The organism is Streptomyces sp. TRM68416 (assembly GCF_014596915.1).
GTDB lineage: Bacteria > Actinomycetota > Actinomycetes > Streptomycetales > Streptomycetaceae > Streptomyces.
In genome coordinates this window covers 31,503-50,561 of the sequence record NZ_JACVWU010000002.1, presented here as the reverse complement: position 1 = coordinate 50,561, position 19,059 = coordinate 31,503, and the positions used below count along the sequence as shown (strand labels likewise).

Genomic DNA, 19,059 nt, shown 5'->3' with positions numbered 1-19,059 from the left:
GACGGAACTTCAGGTCCTCGCCTCAGCGCCGCTGGGTCAGGGACGGTGTGCCGCACCGGGGCACCGCCACTGGGAGCCAGGCTCAGCGCCCGCGCCGCGGCGAGGGAACGTTCCGGCCGGTCGGGGAGGTGTGACCCCGGGTGGGGCCCGGGCGCTCAGTAGACAACGGCTTTCGGTCGACCCGCAGCCAGCGGGTCCCAGGTCGGCCCGAAGGGCGCCGGGCCCCCATCCGCAGGAACACCCGGTCCGGCACGGGGACACATGATCCCAAAAGCCGATGCCTACCCCGATCTTGTGGAATCGACACCACCATACGAACGGGATGTCACGTCATAGCAGGCCGCGGCCACTATGGTGGACGTCTGCGGACGGAGACGAAGGGGCAGCAGTGAACGACGGCGACGAGACTCGCGAGACGCGGGACTCAGGGAGGCGGTTCGGCCCGCTCGGCACGGCACTGGTGATCATCCCGACCTACAACGAGGCGGAGAACATCAAGGCCATCGTCGGCCGGGTGCGCGAAGCCGTGCCCGAGGCGCACGTGCTCGTGGCCGACGACAACAGCCCGGACGGCACCGGCAAGCTCGCCGACGAACTCGCCGCCGCGGACGAGCACGTCCAGGTGCTCCACCGCAGGGGCAAGGAGGGCCTCGGCGCCGCCTACCTCGCGGGCTTCCGCTGGGGCCTGGAGAACGGCTACGGCGTCCTGATCGAGATGGACGCCGACGGCTCCCACCAGCCTGAGGAGCTGCCCCGGCTGCTCACCGCGCTCAAGGGCGCCGACCTGGCGCTCGGCTCGCGCTGGGTGCCCGGCGGACGGGTCGTGAACTGGCCCAAGAGCCGCGAGTTCATCTCCCGAGGCGGCAGCCTCTACTCGCGCGTGGCCCTCGACCTGCCGCTGCGCGACATCACCGGCGGCTACCGCGCCTTCCGCCGCGAGACGCTGGAGGGCCTCGGCCTCGACGACGTCGCCTCCCAGGGCTACTGCTTCCAGGTCGACCTCGCCCGCCGCGCGGTCAAGGCCGGCTATCACGTCGTCGAGGTGCCCATCACCTTCGTCGAGCGCGAACACGGCGACTCCAAGATGAGCCGGGACATCCTCGTGGAGGCGCTGTGGCGGGTCACGACCTGGGGCGCCAAGGAACGTGTCGGCAAACTCCTGGACCGCGCCAAGCCGACGGGGCCGACCGAGCCTGTCGGGCCGTCCCGGACGCCGTCCACGGAGCCGACCGCGACTGCCGGCTCGTCCGGGGCCGCGCCTGCGGAGGTGGTCGAGTCCGCCGAGCCGTCCGGGGCGTCGTCCGCGGAGTCGGTCGAGCCCGCCGACCCGGCCGGTTCGTCGCCTGCGGAGACGGCCGAGCAGACCGGTCCGTCCGGGACGTCGTCCGCGAAGGCGGCCGGGGAGGCGGCCGGGTCCCCCGAGTCGTCGCAGACGCCACCGTCGTAGCCGTACGGGCGCACAGGCCCCGTTGGTGTACGGGCGCACAGGCCCCGTTGATGCTCCCCTTATCCCGTGCTGAGCCGGGGCCAGGCACACTGGAGGCATGACGACTGGCGCTCCGACTCCCACGCATCCCGCCCGGCCCCGGCGCTCCCGGCTGCGTACGTTCCTGCCGCTCGGTTTCGCCGCCTGGCTGGTGCTGGAGATCTGGCTGCTGACCGTGGTCGCGAGTGCCGCGGGCGGCCTCACGGTCTTCCTGCTGCTGCTCGCCGGTGTCGTGCTGGGCTCGGTGGTGATCAAGCGGGCGGGCAGGCGGGCCTTCCAGAAGCTGAACGAGGCCCTGCAGAACGGCGGGACCCCCGCCCGGGAGGGCGGCGGCGGCAACGGCCTGATGATGCTCGGTGGCCTGCTCCTCGTCCTGCCCGGCCTGATCTCGGACGCCGTGGGCCTGCTCCTGCTGGTCCCGCCGGTGCAGAAGGGGCTCAGCCGGTACACCGAGCGTTCCCTGGAGCGCAGGTTCCGCCAGGCCGGCCCCGGCACCCTGGGCGACGCCTTCCAGCAGGCCCGGATCCACCGGCCCGACGGAAAGATCGTCCAGGGCGAGGTCATCAGGGACGAGCCGGGGACCACGGGCGACAACCCGCAGGGACCGCGCCCGCCGCTCACGCACTGAGCACCGGGCCTCCCGGGCACACGGAAAACCGCGGGCGCCGTACGTCTCCGTACGGCGCCCGCGGTTCTTGTTGTGTGTCGGGTTCCGGACCCGGCGGAACTAGGCCGACTTGCGGCTGTCCCTGGGGTGGACCGCGATGTTCATCGCGCCGGAACGCAGAACGGCCAGGCGCTCCTCAAGGACCTCTTCGAGTTCCTCACGGGTGCGCCGCTCCATCAGCATGTCCCAATGCGTACGCGCGGGCTTGGCCTTCTTTTCTTCAGGGCCGTCGCCGTCAACGAGGAGTGCCTGGGCCCCGCAGACCTTGCACTCCCACTCCGGCGGGATCTCCGCCTCGACCGAGAAGGGCATCTCGAACCGATGCCCCTTCTCGCATGCGTACTCCACGGCCTGGCGCGGGGCCAGGTCGATGCCGCGGTCCGTCTCGTAGCTGGTCACCACGAGGCGCGTGCCGCGAAGAGCTCGCTCACTCATGAATCGTGCCTCCCGGGCTTGTCGCCCACAGGACAGGTGTCGCTGTCGTCGTCATCCGGTCAACGTCCGGTCGGCGGTAAAGATTCCCGTTCCGGGTCATGCGTCGCCGTCGTAGCCGCCCCTTGTTGTACCCACCGGCGCCCGGTTTGTCACATCTGCTAGCAGATGTCACCCAGCGTTTCGGCATCTTTGACGCGCAGTAACGGTACGCCTGGCAGGCCAAACGCGTACACTACAGCCCTTTCGCGTGGAACGCTAAATCCTCGTGGGAATCGGGTTGCCCGCGTCGCCGATCGCCCGCCGCACCGGGACCCGGGCGAGCAGGACGAACCCGACGGCGAAGAAGGCCACCAGCGAGATGATCGCGTCCCGGTAGCTGCCGGTCAGCTGGTAGGTGAGCCCGAACAGCAGCGGGCCGAGCCAGCTCATGCCGCGGTCGCTGATCTCGTAGGCCGAGAAGTACTCGGCCTCCTTGCCCGGCGGCACGAGATGGGAGAACAGGGAGCGGGACAGCGCCTGGCTGCCGCCCAGGACCAGTCCGATCCCGGCCGCCAGCACGAAGAACCACACCGGCGCCCCGGCCGGCAGGAAGTACCCCGCGGCCAGCGTCACCGTCCACGCGACCAGCGAGCCGAGGATCGTGCGCTTGGCGCCGTACGTCCTGGCCAGCCGTCCCAGCAGCAGGGCGCCCGCCACCGCCAGCACCTGGACCAGCAGCACCGCGCCGATGAGCGTCGGCTGCCCGAGCCCCAGTTCCTTGGAGCCGTAGATCGATGCCTGGGAGATCACCGTCTGGATGCCGTCGTTGTAGACGAGATAGGCCAGCAGGAAGGCCAGCGTCAGGGGGTGGCGGCGCATGTCGCGGATCGTCGCCGCGAGCTGCCGGAAGCCGGTCGCGGTCGGCTGCCTGCCGAGGGATGTGTTGGGGTGCTCGCCGGGATGCTCGCCGGACGACGAGCGGCGGTCGCGCAGCCTGCGCAGGGGGATGAGGGTGAAGGCGCCCCACCACAGACCCGCCGACGCCAGACAGATGCGGACGGCCGTGGTCTCGGAGACGCCGAAGGAGTCGTGCGCCAGATAGAGGACCAGGTTCGCCACCAGGACCAGGGCGCCCGCCGCGTAGCCGAAGGCCCAGCCCCGGGAGGAGACCGCGTCACGCTCCTCGGGCGGGGCGATCTGCGGCAGATAGGAGTTGTAGAGCATCATCGCCACGGACTGCGCCGCGTTCGCGACCACCAGCAGCAGACCGCCGAGGAGATAGCGATCGCCGTCGAGGAAGAACATGCCCGTCGTCGCCGTGGCGCCGGTGTACGCGGCCGCGGCCAGCAGGGGCTTCTTCCGGCCGCTGCGGTCGGCGGCGGCGCCCACCAGGGGCATCACCAGCACCGCCACGATCACCGACAGGGACACCGAGTAGGCGAAGAACGACCCGGCCCGCACCGGGACGCCGAGCGGATGGACGAACCCGTCGGGGTCCGCGGCCGCCTCGGCCACCGATGTCAGATAGGGGCCCAGGAACACGGTCAGCACGCTCGTCGAGTAGACGGAGCAGGCCCAGTCGTAGAAGTACCAGCCGCGCTGTTCGCGGCGCCGCCCGACGGCCTCGTCGGCCGTCTTCGTCCGCACGGCGTCGGTGCTCACCCGTGCCCTCGCTTCCCTGTCCGGGACGCGGGGCACCGAGGTCTCGGACCCCATCGTGGTCTCAGACCCAGACGCCGCGGTCCTCCATGACCTTGCGCAGTGTGTCGATGTGATCGGTCATGATGCCATCGACTCCCAGGTCCAGGAGCCGGTGCATGCGCGCGGGTTCGTTGACCGTCCACACGTGCACCTGCAGCCCGCGCGCGTGGGCTGCGCGGACGAAGCGGTGGTCCACCACCTCGATGCCGGACTGCGTCTCGGGAACCTGCGCGGCGACCGCCGAGCGGCGCACCGCGGCGGGCAGCCCCCAGGAGCGCAGCCGCAGATTGAGCACTCCCCGGATGCCGTACGACGTCGCCAGCCGCGGCCCGGCCAGCCGCTGGGCCCGCACCACCCGCGCCTCGGAGAAGGAGCCGAGGCAGATCCGGTCCCAGGCGCCCTTGCGCTCGACCAGGTCCAGGAAGGGCAGCAGCGCCGGCTCCGCCTTGACGTCCACGTTCCACCGGGTGTCGGGGAAGGCCTCCAGCAGCTCCTCGAACAGCGGCACCGGTTCCCGGCCTCCCACGCGCGCGTGCCGTACGTCGGCCCAGGGCAGGTCGGCGATCCGGCCGGCCCCGTCCGTCACGCGGTCCAGCGTCGCGTCGTGGAAGGCGACGAGCCTGCCGTCGCGGGTGACGTGGACGTCGGTCTCCAGGTACCGGTAGCCCAGCTCCACCGCCCGCCGGAACTGCGGCAGGGTGTTCTCCAGGCCGTCCGCCGCCCCGCCCCGGTGGGCGAAGGCGATCGGGCCGGGGTGGTCGAGGTAGGGGTGGCGTATCCGCGTGCTCACCGTCGCAGTATCGCCCGCCGGGGTTGCCCGGCGGCAACGACCGTGCTGCCGTCGGATGCCGCGGGGACGGCGAAGACACGCAGGAAGAGCTGGGCGAGGGGGCCGATGGCCACCGCGTACAGCAGGGTGCCGACGCCGATCGTGCCGCCGAGGACGAAGCCGGTGGCGACCACCGTGATCTCCACGGCCGTCCGCATGAGCCGGATCGAGCGGCCGGTGCGCTGGTGCAGCCCGGTCATCAGGCCGTCGCGCGGTCCGGGCCCGAAGCGGGCGGCGATGTACAGGCCGGTGGCCACACCGTTGAGCAGGATGCCGGCCAGCATGAGCGGAATCCGAACGGCGAGGGAGGGCGCGTCGGGGAGGGCCGCCAGCGTGGCGTCCATGGCGATGCCGACCACGAAGACGTTGGAGACGGTGCCGAGGCCCGGCCGCTGGCGCAGTGGGATCCACAGGAGCAGCACCGCCGCGCCCACGACGATCGACACCACGCCGATCGTCAGGCCCGTCAGTTCGGCGAGGCCCTGGTGCAGCACGTTCCAGGGTTCGAGGCCGAGCCCCGCCTCGACGAGGATCGCGGAACTCGCCCCGTAGAGCGCGAGACCGGCGTACAGCTGGATCAACCGTCGCCCGAGACGGCCTGTCATGGACAAGAGGTGCCCCCTGTGGTGGTAGTGGCCTGGTTCATGACACCCTGTGGCCGGAGGAGATCGGCCAACCATGGCCAATCCGGGGAAGGTGGACTGATTTCGATGGCTCAGTGGACCTCGGCGGTGGGGCCGGCGCAGCTCGCCCGGCTGCTCAGCTCCCAGCAGGACCGTCCCGCGGGCCCCGGCAGCCGCCGCCCGCCCGCCTACCGGGCGCTCGCCGACGGCATCCGTCTGCTCGTCCTGGAGGGGCGCGTCCCGGTCGCCGCCCGGCTGCCCGCCGAGCGCGAGCTGGCCGTCGCCCTCTCCGTCAGCCGTACGACGGTGGCCGCTGCCTACGAGGCGCTGCGCACCGAGGGCTTCCTGGAGTCCCGGCGCGGAGCGGGCAGCTGGACCGCGGTCCCGGCCGGCAATCCGCTGCCCGCGCGCGGTCTGGAGCCCCTGCCCCCCGAGGCCCTCGGCTCGATGATCGACCTCGGCTGCGCGGCCCTGCCCGCGCCCGAACCGTGGCTCACCCGGGCCGTGCAGGGCGCCCTGGAGGAACTCCCGCCCTACGCCCACACGCACGGCGACTACCCGGCCGGGCTGCCCGCGCTGCGCTCGATGATCGCCGAGCGGTACACCGCGCGCGGGATCCCCACGATGCCGGAGCAGATCATGGTGACGACCGGCGCGATGGGCGCCATCGACGCCATCTGTCACCTCTTCGCCGGCCGGGGCGAGCGCATCGCCGTGGAGTCGCCGTCCTACGCCAACATCCTCCAGCTGATGCGCGAGGCGGGCGCCCGCCTGGTGCCGGTCGCCATGGCCGAAGGGCTCACGGGCTGGGACGTGGACCGCTGGCGGCAGGTGCTGCGGGACGCCGCCCCCCGGATCGCCTACGTGGTCGCCGACTTCCACAACCCGACCGGCGCGCTCGCCGACGACGACCAGCGGCGGCAGCTCGTGGACGCGGCCCGCTCGGCGGGGACCGTGCTCGTCGCCGACGAGACGATGAGCGAGCTGTGGCTGGACCCGGAGGTGGAGATGCCCCGGCCCGTGTGCGCCTTCGACCCCGCCGGGTCCACGGTGATCACCGTCGGTTCTGCCAGCAAGGCCTTCTGGGCCGGCATGCGCATCGGCTGGGTCCGGGCGGCCCCCGACGTCATCCGCAGCCTCGTCGCCGCGCGCGCGTACGCCGATCTGGGCACGCCGGTCCTGGAGCAGCTGGCCGTGAACTGGCTGTTCAGCACCGGGGGCTGGGAGCAGGCCGTGGAGCTGCGCCGGGTGCAGGCGCGGGAGAACCGGGAGGCCCTGGTGGCCGCGGTGCGGCGGGAGCTTCCGGGGTGGGAGTTCGAGGTGCCCCGGGGCGGACTCACCCTGTGGGTGCGCACCGGCGGACTGTCCGGCTCACGGCTCGCGGAGGCGGGGGAGCGGGTCGGCGTGCGGGTGCCCTCGGGGCCGCGGTTCGGGGTCGACGGGGCCTTCGAGGGGTATGTGCGGCTGCCGTTCACCGTGGGGGGCGCGGTGGCGGAGGAGGCGGCGGTACGGCTGGCCGCGGCGGCGAAGCTGGTGGAGAGCGGGGGGACGGGGGGCGGCGAGGCGCCGAGGACGTTCGTGGCATGATCGCGCCATGGGGTGCGACATTCACGGATACGTCGAGGTCAGAAGCTGGTTCGATGACACCTCGGAGCCGGAGGAGGAGGACAGTGACCTGCGCTGGCATCCGGCCCTGCCCCTGCCTTTCCTCTACAACGGCCGGTCCTACGAGGCGTTCGGGTGCCTTTTCGGTGTCCGCGGCCGGACCTTCGAACCGCTGGCGCCGGAGCGCGGTTTCCCGCCGGACGCGTCCCGAGCCGCCGCACGGGCGTGGGAGGAGGAGAAGGCGGACTCCCACAGCCCGTCCTGGATCACCTGGGCCGAGCTGGAGGCAGCGGACTGGAACGAACGGGAAGCGCCGAGTCGTCTGCCGAGGGATCCGCTGACCCGTCGCGAGGCCGTGCGGGACGCGGACTGGGGTGACGTCTGGACCCTGATGCGCATCCTCGCCCGTCGGCACGGGGCCGACCATGTGCGCTTGGTCGTCTGGTTCGACAACTAGGACGTCTCCGCCGTCACCGCCTCCACCGGGACCGGTTCCGGCTGCTGCTCCGCGTCCGCCGACGTGGTGCGCGGCGGCAGGAGCTCCAGTACCGCCTGGCGGTCCGCGTCGCTCGTGGCGTCGTCGTAGGGGTCCGGCGTCGCCGGGACCTGGAGGCGGTGCACCGGGCCGGAGCCCAGGCGGGCGTAGCCGCGGCCGGGTGGGACCTGGGCGACCGGGGTGGTGTGCGGGGGCGCGCCCAGCACGGCCGTCAGCTGGTCGACAGTGGCGGGACCGAGCACGACACGCGCGCGTGTGTGCTGCCGTACGGCGTCGGCGAGCGCGTCGGCGCTGTCGAACTGGTCGGCCACGACCACCGTCACGTTCGCCGCGCGGCCGTGCCGCAGCGGGACCTGGAGCAGGGACTGCGGGTCCTTGCGGCCGTCCGCGGCGGCCAGGTGCGTGAAGGCGCTCGGACGGTCCAGGAGGATCCACAGCGGCCGCTTGGTGTCCTCCGGCGCGGGGTGGCCCGCCTGGCGGGCGCGGTTGGCGGCGATGAGCCGTCGTTCGGTCTCGGCGGCGGCCCATTCCAGGCTTGCCAGGGCCCCGGCCAGCGCGCACTCGACCGCCAGGACGCCGTCCCGGCCGGTCAGGCACGCGTACTCGCCGGTGCCGCCGCCCTCGACGATGACGACATCGCCGTACTGGAGGGCCTGGAGGGCGATGGAGCGCAGGAGCGTGGAGGTGCCGCTGCCGGGCTGGCCCATGACCAGCAGGTGGGGTTCGGTGGAGCGCAGGCCGGTGCGCCAGACGACCGGCGGGACGTCGCGCCGCTCCTCGCCGTGGGTGAGGGGGAGCGTGCGCCGGACCTCGCTGGGGTCGGTGAAGCCGAGGACCGTCTCGCCCGGCGCCGTGACGAAACGCTGGGCGGCGATGTCGGTGGGCAGGGGGCGCAGGGCCGTGACGGTGAGCTGGTTGCCCTCCTCGTCCCAGTCGAAGTGGTACTCCCGGCCGCGGCCGGACTTCGCGGCGAGCAGCTGCTCGATCCGCGCGCGGGCCTCGGGTTCGCCGTCGGGGAAGTAGGCCGGGTAGCGGATCGTGAGACTCGTGACGCGCCCGGACTCGTCGAACTCGTAGCCGGGAAAGACGCTCTCCCACTCGCCTCCGTGGGAGAACATCGGGGCCGGGTCCTCGGCCGTCGAGAAGTACGGGACGAGGGCCTCGTACAGCGACTTCAGGCGCTCGGTCTGGGACTCGTCGGGGCCGTCGGGGGCCGGCGGGGTGCGGTCCCGGCCCTGCCATGCTGCCGCCGCCATCAGCGCGATGACGGCGAGCAGCGGGCCGTACGGGACGAGCGCCACGGCCAGGATCACCGAGGCCACCAGGAACAGCAGCGGCCCGCGCTTGTCCTTGGGGGTGTCGGCCCACTTGCGCCGTCCGGCCGCTGCCAGCCGGCGCAGTCCGCGGGTGATCGTGATCAGCGGATGGAGGACGTCGGTGGCGCTGTCGGCCGCCGTCCGGGCCAGCTCCCGGCTCCGGGCGATCTGCGCGCTGCCTGTGCTCAGGATGCGGGGGAGGGGGCGCCGGGCCACTGGTGTCTCCTGAAGGTGCGTACGGACGGGACGTGCGGCGTCAGAACTTGATGCCGCCGAGGAGGCTCGCCAGGCTCTCGCCGCCGGCCTGGATGCTCGGAGCGATGGCGGTGCTCGCGAGGTAGAAGCCGAAGAGAGCGGCCACCAGGGCGTGCGACGCCTTGAGTCCGTCCTTCTTGAAGAAGAGGAAGACGATGATGCCGAGCAGGACCACGCCTGAGATGGACAGGATCATTTGAGTTCTCCTGGTTCGTGGGGACAGTCACCATGAGTACTTCCAGGCTCACAGCATGTATCCATACGATAAAAGGTGCAAATGGGGGAAATTTTGGAGATTTCCCTCGGATGGTGGAGCTGTCCTTGCCCGGTTGGGCCGCGGTCTTGCGTCCGACCGGGTTCGTGGTGATCTTTACCTCGGGCACATCGGGTCATGTGCCGCGGGAGCCAGTACCCTGGCGATTCACCTGAACGGTTGTAGTGAGAGGCGGACCGGCCGATGAGTGAAGCCCCCGACCCCGAGGTCGTGGAGCTGGCGACGAAGATCTTCGATCTGGCCCGGCAGGGGCGGACGGAGGCCCTCGTGGCGTACGTCGACGCGGGCGTTCCGGCCAACCTCACCAATGACCGCGGCGACTCCCTGGTCATGCTGGCCGCCTACCACGGCCATGCCGAGGCGGTACGGGCGCTCCTCGCCCGCGGCGCCGAGGCGGACCGGGTCAACGACCGAGGCCAGACCCCGCTCGCCGGGGCCGTGTTCAAGGGTGAGACGGACGTCATCAAGGCGCTCCTGGAGGGCGGAGCCGATCCGGCGGAGGGCACTCCGTCGGCCGTCGACACCGCCCGCATGTTCGGCAAGACAGAACTGCTGGAATTGTTCGGCGCACAGTGATCCGACTGTTCTGACCAGCGAAGACACAGATAACGGGGGAGGCGGTAAAGGGCCGCCGAAATTTCGGTCGCGGCAGATGGAACTGCCGAGTCATCATGACGTCGTGATTCACGGACGCGATGGCTGGGCAGGTGATGCCGCACCGCGCGGACCGTGATGCGGTCCGCATGGGCCACCGACGAGAGGCAGAGGAAAATGGTCTACAGCAAGCAGGAAACGGCGGGCGCCCCGACGTGTTGTCACGCGGCCAGGTAAAGCACGATCCCCGGTTGCGTCGACGCTTGATGTGAGGCTGTTTCCCATGTTCGATCCGGTCATAGCGCCCAGCGGTACGCTGCTCGGCCTGCTTCAGCGGGGCCGCGGCGACGGCACGCTGCACGCGCTCACCGCCCCGCGAGCCGAAGCGCTCGCGGCCCTGAACCACTGCGTGCTGAGCGACCCCCGCCACGACTGGCAGGTGGAGAACCGCTCCCTCTACTACGCCCGTCTCTTCCTCGACCTCAATGGCGAGCTGGACGAGATCGAGGCGCACCTCTTCGACGTCGAGGACGTCTTCGACACCGAGGAGTCACGCACCGGTCTGGCCCTGGCCGTCCTCGGCCACCTCGCCTCCTACGGCAGGCGGGACGCCCTCGAACTGCTGCGCAGGTACGCCGCCTCCGGCTCCAACTGGGCCTGGGCCCTGGACGAACTGGCGCTGCGCGACGACGACGCCGGACTGCGCGCCCTCGCCGCCCCCGTCCTGGCCAGGTTCGCCACAGACCCCGAGGGCGAGGCCGAACTGGCCGCCGCCGTGCGCGACGCCTTCGAGCCCCGGCCGTGGCGGCTGTGGGCCGACGATCCGCGCGAATCCGTCGCCACGCGTGTGCGTGCCGCTCAGGAGGCGGGCTGTTTCGACCGCTGGCAACGGCAGATGCGACCTACCGGGCCCCGTCCGGGGTGGAGCGTCCAGGCCGTCTTCGAGTGGGCCCAGCAGGGCGTCGAACGCGGCGCCGCGCTGCACGTGCCCGCCGCCCGATGTCTGTCGGCCGTCGCCGGGCCCGAGGACCGGCCCGAGATCGTCCAGGCGGCCAAGGACGGCAGCGAGGGAGCCCGCTGCACCGCCCTGCGCTACCTCGCCGACAGCAACGACCGCGACGCCCTCGACCTGATCGAGGCAGCCGTCACCACCGGACCACGGCCCGTCGTGGAGGCCGCCGCCGACGCCTTCGAGCGCATGCGCAGCGTCGCCGCCGTGGACCGGGCGCGCGGCTGGGCCCGGCGCCCCGATCCCCTGGGCGCCGCCGCCGGACGGATGCTCGCCTGCCGGGGCGGAGCCCAGGACAGCGACCTGGTCCTCGCGGCCCTGCGCGAAGCCGTACGGGGCGAAGGGCCGGACGCGCCCACCCTGTGGACTCTCGTCGACGGCGCCGGACGGCTCGGCATCGCCTGCGCCGCCCCCGTCCTGCGCCATATCTACCGCGAGACGGCCTCGTCGCATCTGCGCGGCCGGACCGCCCGGGCGCTCGCCGCCACCGACCCCTCCTTCCCCTCCGGATTCGCCGTCGAGTGCCTCTGGGACTGCGAGGAGACCACCCGCGAGATCGCCGCCCGGCATGCCGAGACCGGTGACAACCGGGTCGTGGACCGCCTGCGCCGGCTCGCCGCCGACCCGGCCGAGGAGGCCGAGGTCCAGACGGCCGTACGCAGCCGGTTCGGGCCCGACGCGCCCGCCGTGTGAACGAGGGATGACCCGCGGGTCAGGCGGGCGTGGACGCGGCCTGACCTGCTCGGGTGTGCAGCGCAACGCTCATGGGACGTTTGTCGTCCGGACAGATCCACTTTGACGCGGCCACGTCCAGTACGGCGACAACACCGGTATGCGTGTCGTCATCGTGACCGAATCCTTTCCCCCCGATGTGAACGGCGTGGCCCACTGCGCGCTCCAGACCGCCCGACACCTCGTCGACCGCGGTCACGCCCCCGTCGTCGTCGCCCCCGCCCCCGCTCCCGGACATCGGCTCGGCGCCCTCGCGCCCTGCCCCGTCGTCCACGTCCCCTCCCTCCCGCTCCCCGGCTACCCCCAGGTCCGCGTCGCCCTCCCCAGCCGCCGCCTGGCCGCCACCCTCGTCGAGCACAACGCCGACCTGGTCCACCTGGCCAGCCCCTTCGTCATCGGCGTCCGCGGCATGGCGGCCGCCGCCCGGCTCGGCATCCCCGCCGTGGCCGTCTACCAGACCGACCTGGCCGGATACGCCCGCACCTACATGGGCGCCGGCGAGGCCGCCGCCTGGCGCCGCATCCGCTCCGTCCACGCGGCCGCCGACCTCACCCTCGCCCCCTCCCACGCCTCCCTGAACGACCTGGAGGCGCACGGCGTGCCCCGGGTCAAGCTGTGGCCGCGCGGGGTGGACACCGTCCGCTTCCGCCCGGACCTCCGGGACGAGGCGCTGCGCCGCGCACTCGCCCCGAACGGCGAGACGATCGTCGGCTACGTCGGACGGCTCGCCCCCGAGAAACACATCGAGTTGCTCGCCGGAGCCTGCGGCCTGGACGGCGTCCGCGTCGTGGTCGTGGGCGACGGACCGAGCCGGCCCGCCCTGGAGCAGGCGCTGCCGGGCGCGGTCTTCCTGGGCCGCCGCACCGGCGACGAACTCGCCCGGATCTTCGCCTCACTGGACGTCTTCGCGCACACCGGCCCCTTCGAGACCTTCTGCCAGACCGTGCAGGAGGCCATGGCCAGCGGTGTACCCGTGGTCGCGCCCGCCGCCGGCGGTCCACTGGACCTGGTCGCCCACGGGCACACCGGCCTCCTGGTTCCGCCCCGCGACGCGGACGCCGTCCGGGACGCGGTGGCGGCGCTGGCCGCCGACCCCACCCTGCGGGGCACTTACGGCGCCGCCGCCCGCGCCATGGTCGAGGGGCGCACCTGGGCGGCCGTCGGCGACCGGCTGATCGGCCACTACACCGACGTGCTGGCGGACCGCAGGGCGGTGGTGGCGGCGTGAGCGCCGGGTCGGTTGTTCCGGAAGGTGGGCTGTCCGCGGTTGGTGGCGATGGCCGTGCCACTGCCGTGTCCACCGGCTCTGGCGGTGACGGCGGGACGGTCGGGACGAGGGTCGCTGAGGGGGGTCGTGTCGGCGTGTCGACGGCTTCTGGTGGTGGTCGTATGGGCGTGTCGACGGTTCCTGGTGGTGGTCGTATGGGCGTGTCGACGGTTCCTGGTGGTGGTCGTATGGGCGTGTCGACGGTTCCTGGTGGTGGTCGTATCGGCGTATCGACGGTTGCTGCCGGTGACCGTGTTCCCGGCCCGACTGCTCCAGAAGGGGCCCGTGTTCCCGGCCCGACTGTTCCAGAAGGTGCCCGCGTCCCCGTGCCGGCTCTTCCCGAAGGTGGCCGTGCGACCGCCCTGCGGATCGTCCGGCTCGCCAACTTCGTGGCGCCCGCGTCCGGCGGGCTGCGCACCGCCCTGCGTGAACTGGGCAAGGGCTACAAGGCGGCCGGGCACGACCCCGTGCTCATCGTGCCCGGCGAGCGTCACGGCGACCGCGAGACCGAGCAGGGCCGGGTCATCACCCTGCCGGGGCCGCTGTTGCCCGGCACCGGCGGCTATCGCGTGCTCACCGACAAGCGGCGCGTGGCCGCCCTCCTGGAGGAGCTCGCCCCGGACCGGCTGGAGGTGTCCGACCGTACGACGCTGCGCTGGACCGGCAAGTGGGCACGGCGGGCCCGCGTCCCCGCCGTGATGGTCTCCCACGAGACCGCCGACGGCGTCCTGCGCACCTGGGGGCTGCCCGAGGGCGCCGCCCGCCGCGCTGCCGACGCCCTCAACGTCCGTACGGCACACACGTACGCGCGCGTGGTGTGCACCACCGAGTTCGCCGAGCGGGAGTTCGTGCGGATCGGGGCGCGCAACGTCGTACGGGCGCCGCTCGGCGTCGACCTCGCGGAGCGGCACCCCGCCCTGCGCGACCCCGGGCTGCGGGCGCGCCACGCGCGCGGGGACGAGACGCTGCTGGTCACCTGCACCCGGCTCTCGGTGGAGAAGCGGCCCGGAACCGCCCTGGACGCGCTGGAAGCGCTGCTCGCGCGCGGGCGACGGGCCGTGCTGGTCGTCGCCGGTGACGGACCGCTGCGCCCGCGGCTCGAACAGCGGGCGCGCGAGCGCCGGTTGCCGGTGACCTTCCTCGGGCATGTCGCCGACCGCGGTCTGCTCGGCGCGCTCCAGGCGTCCGCGGACGTGTGTCTGGCGCCGGGGCCCGCCGAAACGTTCGGCCTGGCCGCCCTGGAGGCCCTGGCCTGCGGCACGCCCGTGGCGGTGAGCACGTCGTCCGCCCTGCCGGAGGTCGTCGGGGCCGCCGGGGCCGTCGCGGCGGACCACGGGGAGGGCTTCGCCGACGCCGTGGAGCTGCTCCTCGCCCGCCCCGAGGCCGAACGCCGCGAGGCCGCACGCGCGCGTGCGGAGTGCTTCGGCTGGGACACGGCGGTCGCGGCCTTCCTCACCGCGCACGACGTGCCGGTCCCCGGGCGCACGCGGGCGGCGGAGGGCGTCGGATGAGACCCCTGCGGTTCGTCGCCCTCGGCGACTCGCTGACCGAAGGCGTGGGCGATCCCGTCGGCGACGGGTGGCGCGGCTGGGCCGCCCTGCTCGCCGCCGGACTCGCCGAACACCCCGTAGCCTTCACCAACCTCGCCGTCAGCGGAGCCCAGACCCGGGACGTACGGGAACGGCAGCTGCCCACAGCGCTGGAGCTGCGGCCGGACATCGCGTCCGTCGTCGTCGGCGTCAACGACACCCTGCGCTGCACCTTCGACATCCGTGCCGTCGCCGCCCGGCTGGACACCGTGTACGCGGCCCTCACCGGGCAGGGCGCCGTCCTGCTCACGGCCTGCCTGCCCGACCCCGGCGCGATGCTCGGCCTGCCCGGGGCCCTCGCGCGTCCGCTGGCCCGGCGGCAGCGCGCGGTGAACGCCGTGGTGCACGTGCTGTCCGAGCGGTACGAAGCGGTGCACCTGCACGCTTGCGAGGGTGCTTGGATCACGGACCGCGCGATGTGGAGCGCGGATCGGCTGCACCCCGGCGAGCGGGGGCACCGGCAGTTGGCCGTGCGGTTCCACGCGCTGCTGGCCGAGGCAGGACGGGCCAGCGGCGTCGCGCCCTCGGCGGAGCCGGAGTTTCCGGCGCCCACGAAGTCGGCGAGCCTGTGGTGGCTCGCGACCGCGGGGACCGGGTGGGTGGCCCGGCGGTGCACGGACCTGCTGCCGCAACTGCTGGGGCTCGCCGCGGACGAAATACGGCACCGGGCGCGGGGGACGAGCGCGCGGCTCGACGTGAAGGCTTCTGCTGCGGTGTCCGCGGCGTTGGCTGCCGTAGTGGCGGGGGAGGCATAGGAACTCGCTCTGCACGTCCCTGAAGGGGGCGTCAGCGTCTGCGTACGGCCATGAAGCGGACCGGTGTCCCCGGTGCCGCCTGGGCCGCTGCCGGAAGGTCCGGCGTGCGGACCACCCCGATGACCGGGTAGCCGCCGGTGGTCGGGTGGTCGGCCAGGAACACCACCGGCCTGCCGTCCGGCGGTACCTGGACCGCGCCCAGCACCATGCCCTCGCTGGGGAGTTCACCCGTGACGGACCGTTCCAGGGCGGGGCCCTCCGTGCGCAGGCCGATGCGGTTGCTCGTGGGAGACACCCGGTAGGTGCGCGTGGTGAAGGCCCTCGTCGCTTCGGGCGTGAACCAGTCGTCCCGGGGGCCGAGGGTGACGCGCAGGAGCAGTTCCGCGGGGGGCGCGGGCTGCGGGGCTACGTCCACGCGCGCGTGGACGTCCGTGGGGTGTCCCAGGGGCAGCACCGTGCCGTCCGTGAGCGGCGGGGGGCCGAGGCCGGAGAGCAGGTCCGTCGAGCGGCTGCCCAGGACCGCTTCCACGGCGACGCCGCCGGAGACGGCCACGTAGCTGCGGACGCCGCGGACGGCCGGGCCGACGTCCAGGACGCTTCCGGCGGGCACGCGTACCGGGGCGCCCCAGGCGACCGGGCGGCCGTCCACCGTGACCGGGCAGGGCGCGCCCGCGACCGCCGCCGTGACCGTCGAACCCGGGCGTACGGCAACCCCGTTGAGGGTGGTCTCCAGCACCGCCGCCCCGCGCGGGTTGCCGACCAGGCGGTTGACGAGGGCCGCCGACGGGCCGTCCAGGGCGCCGGAGCGGGGCACACCGAGGTGGGCGTGGCCGGGTCGGCCCGTGTCCTGCACGGTGGTGAGGGCTCCGGCCCGTACGACGGCCAGCGCGCGGTCCGTCATCAGGAGCCCTCCGCACCCTGCGGTACGAACCGCACACGCGTCCCCGGCGCCAGCAGCGCCGCCGGTACGCGCGCGTGGTCCCACAGCACCGTGTCCGTGGTCCCGATCAGCTGCCAGCCACCCGGCGAGGAGCGCGGGTACACGCCCGTATAGGGACCGGCCAGGGCCACCGAACCGGCCGGGACGGCCGTGCGCGGCGTCGCCCGCCGCGGCACGGCGTAGCGCGCGGGAAGGCCCGTGAGATAGCCGAAGCCGGGGGCGAAGCCGCAGAAGGCGACCGTGAACTCCGTGCCCGCGTGGATGCGGGCCACCTCCGCCTCGTCCACGCCCCAGTGCCTGGCGACGTCCGCGAGGTCCGGGCCGTCGTAGCGGACCGGAAGGTCGACGATCTCACGCGCGCGTGGGGGAGCGGGCGGCACCTCGGAGGCGGTCAGCTCGGATGCCAGACGGGCCGGGTCGGCGACGCCGTCGAGGAGGACCGTGCGGGCCGCGGGGACGATCTCGCGGACGGACAGCGATCCCTCCGCGCGGCGGCGCAGCAGCTCCGCGTGCAGGGCCTGCGCCTGCTCGCCGGAGGCCACCTCGACGAGCAGGGCGCCGTCGCCGACGGGCAGCGCCCTCATGCGAAGGCCTCCACCCGCACGCCCGCCTCCTGGAGGCGTTCGCGCACCCGGCGGGCCAGCTCCACCGCGCCGGGCGTGTCGCCGTGCAGACACAGCGAACGGGCGCGTACCTCGATGCGCGCCCCGGACCGGGCGTCGACCATGCCGAAGCGCGCCATGCTCACCGACCGCTCCACGACGGCCTCCGGGTCGGTGACCACGGCACCCTCCCGGTCGCGCGGCACGAGGGTGCCCTCGTCGGTGTAGGCGCGGTCCGCGAACGCCTCCGTGACGGTCGGCAGGCCCGCCTTCCCGGCCCGTTCCAGCAGGCGCGAGCCGGGCAGGCCGAGCACGGGCAGCGAGGCGTCGGCCAGAAGCACACCGTCGACGACCGCGCCCGCCTGCTCCTCGTCGCGCACGACGCGGTTGTACAGCGCGCCGTGCGGCTTCACGTAAGACACTCGCGTGCCGGCCGCGCGCGCGAAGACCTCCAGGGCGCCGATCTGGTAGGCCACCTCGGCGGTGAGTTCGGCCGGCGGCACGTCCATCGCGCGCCGCCCGAACCCCGCCAGGTCGCGGTAGGAGACCTGGGCGCCGATCCGTACCCCGCGCGCGGCCGCCAGTTCGCACACCCGGCGCATGGTGGCCGCGTCCCCGGCATGGAACCCGCAGGCCACGTTGGCACTGGTGACGACGGACAGCAGTCGCTCGTCGTCGGTGAGCCGCCAGCGGCCGAAGCCCTCGCCGAGGTCGGCGTTCAGATCGATCGGGGTCATGGATCCTTCGCGTCTCGTCTCAGGCCGACACCATCAGCGCCCCGCCGGACGGCACCGAGGGCTGGCCCCGGCGTCCCTCGGCCGCCACGCGTGCGCGTCGACGACGGTCAGGGGGCGGTCGTTCGTGCGGTTCACACCTGCTCCCTCCCGCGCGTCTTGGGCAACCCGAACAGGGTCGGCGCCGTCAGGCCGTAGCCGATCGCGCCGCCCACTCCCCAGCCGTCCGCAGCCGTCCGCCAGAAGGCCGACCCTCGTGGGGACCGGCACCCATGTGGTCAGCGTGCCGGAGCCGCCTGGGAGGTCAGTCGAGTGGCGGTGCCGACCAGCAACGTAGAGGATCGTTGAACGATCCTTCAATACCCACGTTGTTTCGTTCTTGTCCCTGCGCTTCAATTCCGGGCATGGCAGAGCAGCTGACGGGTCTGGCCGACGACCGCGCCCTCCTGGGGCGCACCAGCACCGCCGAACGGGTCTCGGACATTCTCAGGACCCGCATCGCCGACGGTTACTTCCCGCCCGGCACCCGCCTGTCGGAGGACAGCATCGGCGGCGCCCTGGGGGTCTCCCGCAACACCCTGCGCGAAGCGTTCCGGCTGCTCACCCACGAACGCCTGCTCGTCCACGAACTGAACCGGGGCGTCTTCGTGCGGGTCCTCACCGTCGAGGACGTCGAGGACATCTACCGCACCCGCGGCCTGGTCGAGTGCGCGGTCGTACGCGGGCTGGGGGAGCCGCCGTACGGGCTGGACCGCCTCGACGAAGCGGTCGCCCAGGGGCAGCGGGCGGCCCGCGAAGGCGACTGGAACGGAGTGGGCACGGCCAATATCCACTTCCACCGGGAGCTGGTCTCGCTGGCCGGCAGCGACCGCACCGACGAACTGATGCGCAGCGTCTTCGCCGAACTGCGGCTCGCCTTCCACGTCGTGGACGACCCGCGTCGGCTGCACGAGCCGTACCTCGTGCGCAACCTGGAGATCCTCCAGGCGCTCCGGGACGGGGACCGGGACGGGGCCGAGCGGCTCCTCGCCGTCTACCTCGGCGACTCCCTGCGCCGGGTCGTCGAGGTCTACCGGCGCCGGGTGGGCGAGGACGGCGCGGACCTCGGCCGCGGCCTGTCGTGCCCCGGTGGCGGCCGTCGCTTCTGAGTCGTTTGGGTCGTTGTCAGACC

Annotated in this window: 18 protein-coding genes and 1 pseudogene; 10 read left to right on the top strand and 9 right to left on the bottom strand. The window is 73.1% G+C overall.

Going from position 1 to position 19,059, the window contains the following annotated elements; translation table 11 throughout:
- Positions 1-388 precede the first annotated feature (388 nt).
- A pseudogene (locus tag ICC28_RS03400) lies at positions 389-1,186 on the top strand (polyprenol monophosphomannose synthase); the annotation flags it as partial.
- 358 nt (positions 1,187-1,544) lie between these two features.
- On the top strand, positions 1,545-2,114 hold the full coding sequence (gene fxsA, locus ICC28_RS03395) for an FxsA family membrane protein (RefSeq protein ID WP_188286871.1): 570 nt from the start codon (positions 1,545-1,547) through the stop codon (positions 2,112-2,114).
- 99 nt (positions 2,115-2,213) lie between these two features.
- On the opposite strand, the gene ICC28_RS03390 is transcribed toward fxsA, so the two are convergent.
- The 4 genes from ICC28_RS03390 to ICC28_RS03375 form a co-directional block, all read right to left on the bottom strand.
- Positions 2,214-2,588: an RNA polymerase-binding protein RbpA gene (locus ICC28_RS03390; RefSeq protein ID WP_003977404.1), complete on the bottom strand. Its 375-nt coding sequence runs from the start codon at positions 2,586-2,588 to the stop codon at positions 2,214-2,216.
- Between the two features lie 255 nt (positions 2,589-2,843).
- Complete coding sequence (locus tag ICC28_RS03385; RefSeq protein WP_188286870.1) at positions 2,844-4,229, bottom strand: MFS transporter; 1,386 nt, start codon at positions 4,227-4,229, stop codon at positions 2,844-2,846.
- A 61-nt stretch (positions 4,230-4,290) separates the two neighbouring features.
- The gene (locus tag ICC28_RS03380) at positions 4,291-5,058 is read right to left on the bottom strand and encodes a glycerophosphodiester phosphodiesterase (RefSeq protein ID WP_188286869.1); all 768 of its coding nucleotides are present in this window, start codon (positions 5,056-5,058) and stop codon (positions 4,291-4,293) included.
- A complete protein-coding gene (locus tag ICC28_RS03375; protein WP_188286868.1) occupies positions 5,055-5,708 on the bottom strand; it encodes a hypothetical protein in 654 nt (217 codons plus the stop codon). The genes ICC28_RS03380 and ICC28_RS03375 overlap by 4 nt, the downstream gene beginning before the upstream one ends.
- Positions 5,709-5,807: 99 nt before the next feature.
- Here ICC28_RS03375 and ICC28_RS03370 point away from each other — a divergent pair, with 99 nt between their 5' ends.
- A complete protein-coding gene (locus ICC28_RS03370; RefSeq protein ID WP_188286867.1) occupies positions 5,808-7,307 on the top strand; it encodes a PLP-dependent aminotransferase family protein in 1,500 nt (499 codons plus the stop codon).
- Between the two features lie 7 nt (positions 7,308-7,314).
- Positions 7,315-7,782 (top strand): hypothetical protein, encoded by a 468-nt coding sequence (locus tag ICC28_RS03365; RefSeq protein WP_188286866.1) that lies wholly within the window; start codon positions 7,315-7,317, stop codon positions 7,780-7,782.
- Here ICC28_RS03365 and ICC28_RS03360 read toward each other — a convergent pair.
- Both ICC28_RS03360 and ICC28_RS03355 read right to left on the bottom strand, forming a co-directional pair.
- Entirely contained in the window at positions 7,779-9,353 is a 1,575-nt protein-coding gene (locus tag ICC28_RS03360) for a hypothetical protein (protein WP_188286865.1), read from the bottom strand. The genes ICC28_RS03365 and ICC28_RS03360 overlap by 4 nt on opposite strands.
- A 40-nt stretch (positions 9,354-9,393) precedes the next feature.
- A complete protein-coding gene (locus ICC28_RS03355) occupies positions 9,394-9,588 on the bottom strand; it encodes a hypothetical protein (protein ID WP_188286864.1) in 195 nt (64 codons plus the stop codon).
- Between the two features lie 261 nt (positions 9,589-9,849).
- Here ICC28_RS03355 and ICC28_RS03350 point away from each other — a divergent pair, with 261 nt between their 5' ends.
- The 5 genes from ICC28_RS03350 (at position 9,850) to ICC28_RS03330 (ending at position 15,612) form a co-directional block, all read left to right on the top strand.
- The gene (locus ICC28_RS03350; protein ID WP_188286863.1) at positions 9,850-10,242 is read left to right on the top strand and encodes an ankyrin repeat domain-containing protein; all 393 of its coding nucleotides are present in this window, start codon (positions 9,850-9,852) and stop codon (positions 10,240-10,242) included.
- Positions 10,243-10,543: 301 nt separating this feature from the next.
- Positions 10,544-11,962, top strand: a complete 1,419-nt coding sequence (locus ICC28_RS03345) for a HEAT repeat domain-containing protein (RefSeq protein ID WP_188286862.1) — start codon at positions 10,544-10,546, stop codon at positions 11,960-11,962.
- Positions 11,963-12,101: 139 nt separating this feature from the next.
- Complete coding sequence (locus ICC28_RS03340; protein ID WP_188286861.1) at positions 12,102-13,229, top strand: glycosyltransferase family 4 protein; 1,128 nt, start codon at positions 12,102-12,104, stop codon at positions 13,227-13,229.
- 365 nt (positions 13,230-13,594) lie between these two features.
- Entirely contained in the window at positions 13,595-14,779 is a 1,185-nt protein-coding gene (locus ICC28_RS03335) for a glycosyltransferase (RefSeq protein WP_188286860.1), read from the top strand.
- Positions 14,776-15,612, top strand: coding sequence for an SGNH/GDSL hydrolase family protein (locus tag ICC28_RS03330; RefSeq protein WP_188286859.1), 837 nt, complete (start codon positions 14,776-14,778; stop codon positions 15,610-15,612). The genes ICC28_RS03335 and ICC28_RS03330 overlap by 4 nt, the downstream gene beginning before the upstream one ends.
- Positions 15,613-15,643: 31 nt before the next feature.
- Here the strand turns inward: ICC28_RS03330 and ICC28_RS03325 are convergent, their stop codons facing one another.
- The 3 genes from ICC28_RS03325 to ICC28_RS03315 are packed head-to-tail and all read right to left on the bottom strand — an operon-like array spanning position 15,644 to position 17,891.
- Entirely contained in the window at positions 15,644-16,513 is an 870-nt protein-coding gene (locus ICC28_RS03325; RefSeq protein ID WP_188286858.1) for a biotin-dependent carboxyltransferase family protein, read from the bottom strand.
- Positions 16,513-17,136: a 5-oxoprolinase subunit B family protein gene (locus ICC28_RS03320; protein ID WP_188286857.1), complete on the bottom strand. Its 624-nt coding sequence runs from the start codon at positions 17,134-17,136 to the stop codon at positions 16,513-16,515. The genes ICC28_RS03325 and ICC28_RS03320 overlap by 1 nt, the downstream gene beginning before the upstream one ends.
- Entirely contained in the window at positions 17,133-17,891 is a 759-nt protein-coding gene (locus ICC28_RS03315; protein ID WP_188286856.1) for a LamB/YcsF family protein, read from the bottom strand. The genes ICC28_RS03320 and ICC28_RS03315 overlap by 4 nt, the downstream gene beginning before the upstream one ends.
- Before the next feature lie 401 nt (positions 17,892-18,292).
- Between ICC28_RS03315 and ICC28_RS03310 the strand changes: the two genes are divergently transcribed.
- Complete coding sequence (locus ICC28_RS03310; protein ID WP_188286855.1) at positions 18,293-19,036, top strand: GntR family transcriptional regulator; 744 nt, start codon at positions 18,293-18,295, stop codon at positions 19,034-19,036.
- Positions 19,037-19,059: the final 23 nt, after the last annotated feature.

Coding starts and splice junctions, on each gene's coding strand:
- ICC28_RS03365 (WP_188286866.1), top strand. CDS start 7,315: ATGGGGTGCGACATTCACGGATACGTCGAGGTCAGAAGCTGGTTCGAT.
- ICC28_RS03390 (WP_003977404.1), bottom strand. CDS start 2,588: ATGAGTGAGCGAGCTCTTCGCGGCACGCGCCTCGTGGTGACCAGCTAC.
- ICC28_RS03320 (WP_188286857.1), bottom strand. CDS start 17,136: ATGAGGGCGCTGCCCGTCGGCGACGGCGCCCTGCTCGTCGAGGTGGCC.
- ICC28_RS03350 (WP_188286863.1), top strand. CDS start 9,850: ATGAGTGAAGCCCCCGACCCCGAGGTCGTGGAGCTGGCGACGAAGATC.
- ICC28_RS03315 (WP_188286856.1), bottom strand. CDS start 17,891: ATGACCCCGATCGATCTGAACGCCGACCTCGGCGAGGGCTTCGGCCGC.
- fxsA (WP_188286871.1), top strand. CDS start 1,545: ATGACGACTGGCGCTCCGACTCCCACGCATCCCGCCCGGCCCCGGCGC.
- ICC28_RS03330 (WP_188286859.1), top strand. CDS start 14,776: ATGAGACCCCTGCGGTTCGTCGCCCTCGGCGACTCGCTGACCGAAGGC.
- ICC28_RS03370 (WP_188286867.1), top strand. CDS start 5,808: ATGGCTCAGTGGACCTCGGCGGTGGGGCCGGCGCAGCTCGCCCGGCTG.
- ICC28_RS03345 (WP_188286862.1), top strand. CDS start 10,544: ATGTTCGATCCGGTCATAGCGCCCAGCGGTACGCTGCTCGGCCTGCTT.
- ICC28_RS03355 (WP_188286864.1), bottom strand. CDS start 9,588: ATGATCCTGTCCATCTCAGGCGTGGTCCTGCTCGGCATCATCGTCTTC.
- ICC28_RS03325 (WP_188286858.1), bottom strand. CDS start 16,513: ATGACGGACCGCGCGCTGGCCGTCGTACGGGCCGGAGCCCTCACCACC.
- ICC28_RS03310 (WP_188286855.1), top strand. CDS start 18,293: ATGGCAGAGCAGCTGACGGGTCTGGCCGACGACCGCGCCCTCCTGGGG.
- ICC28_RS03340 (WP_188286861.1), top strand. CDS start 12,102: ATGCGTGTCGTCATCGTGACCGAATCCTTTCCCCCCGATGTGAACGGC.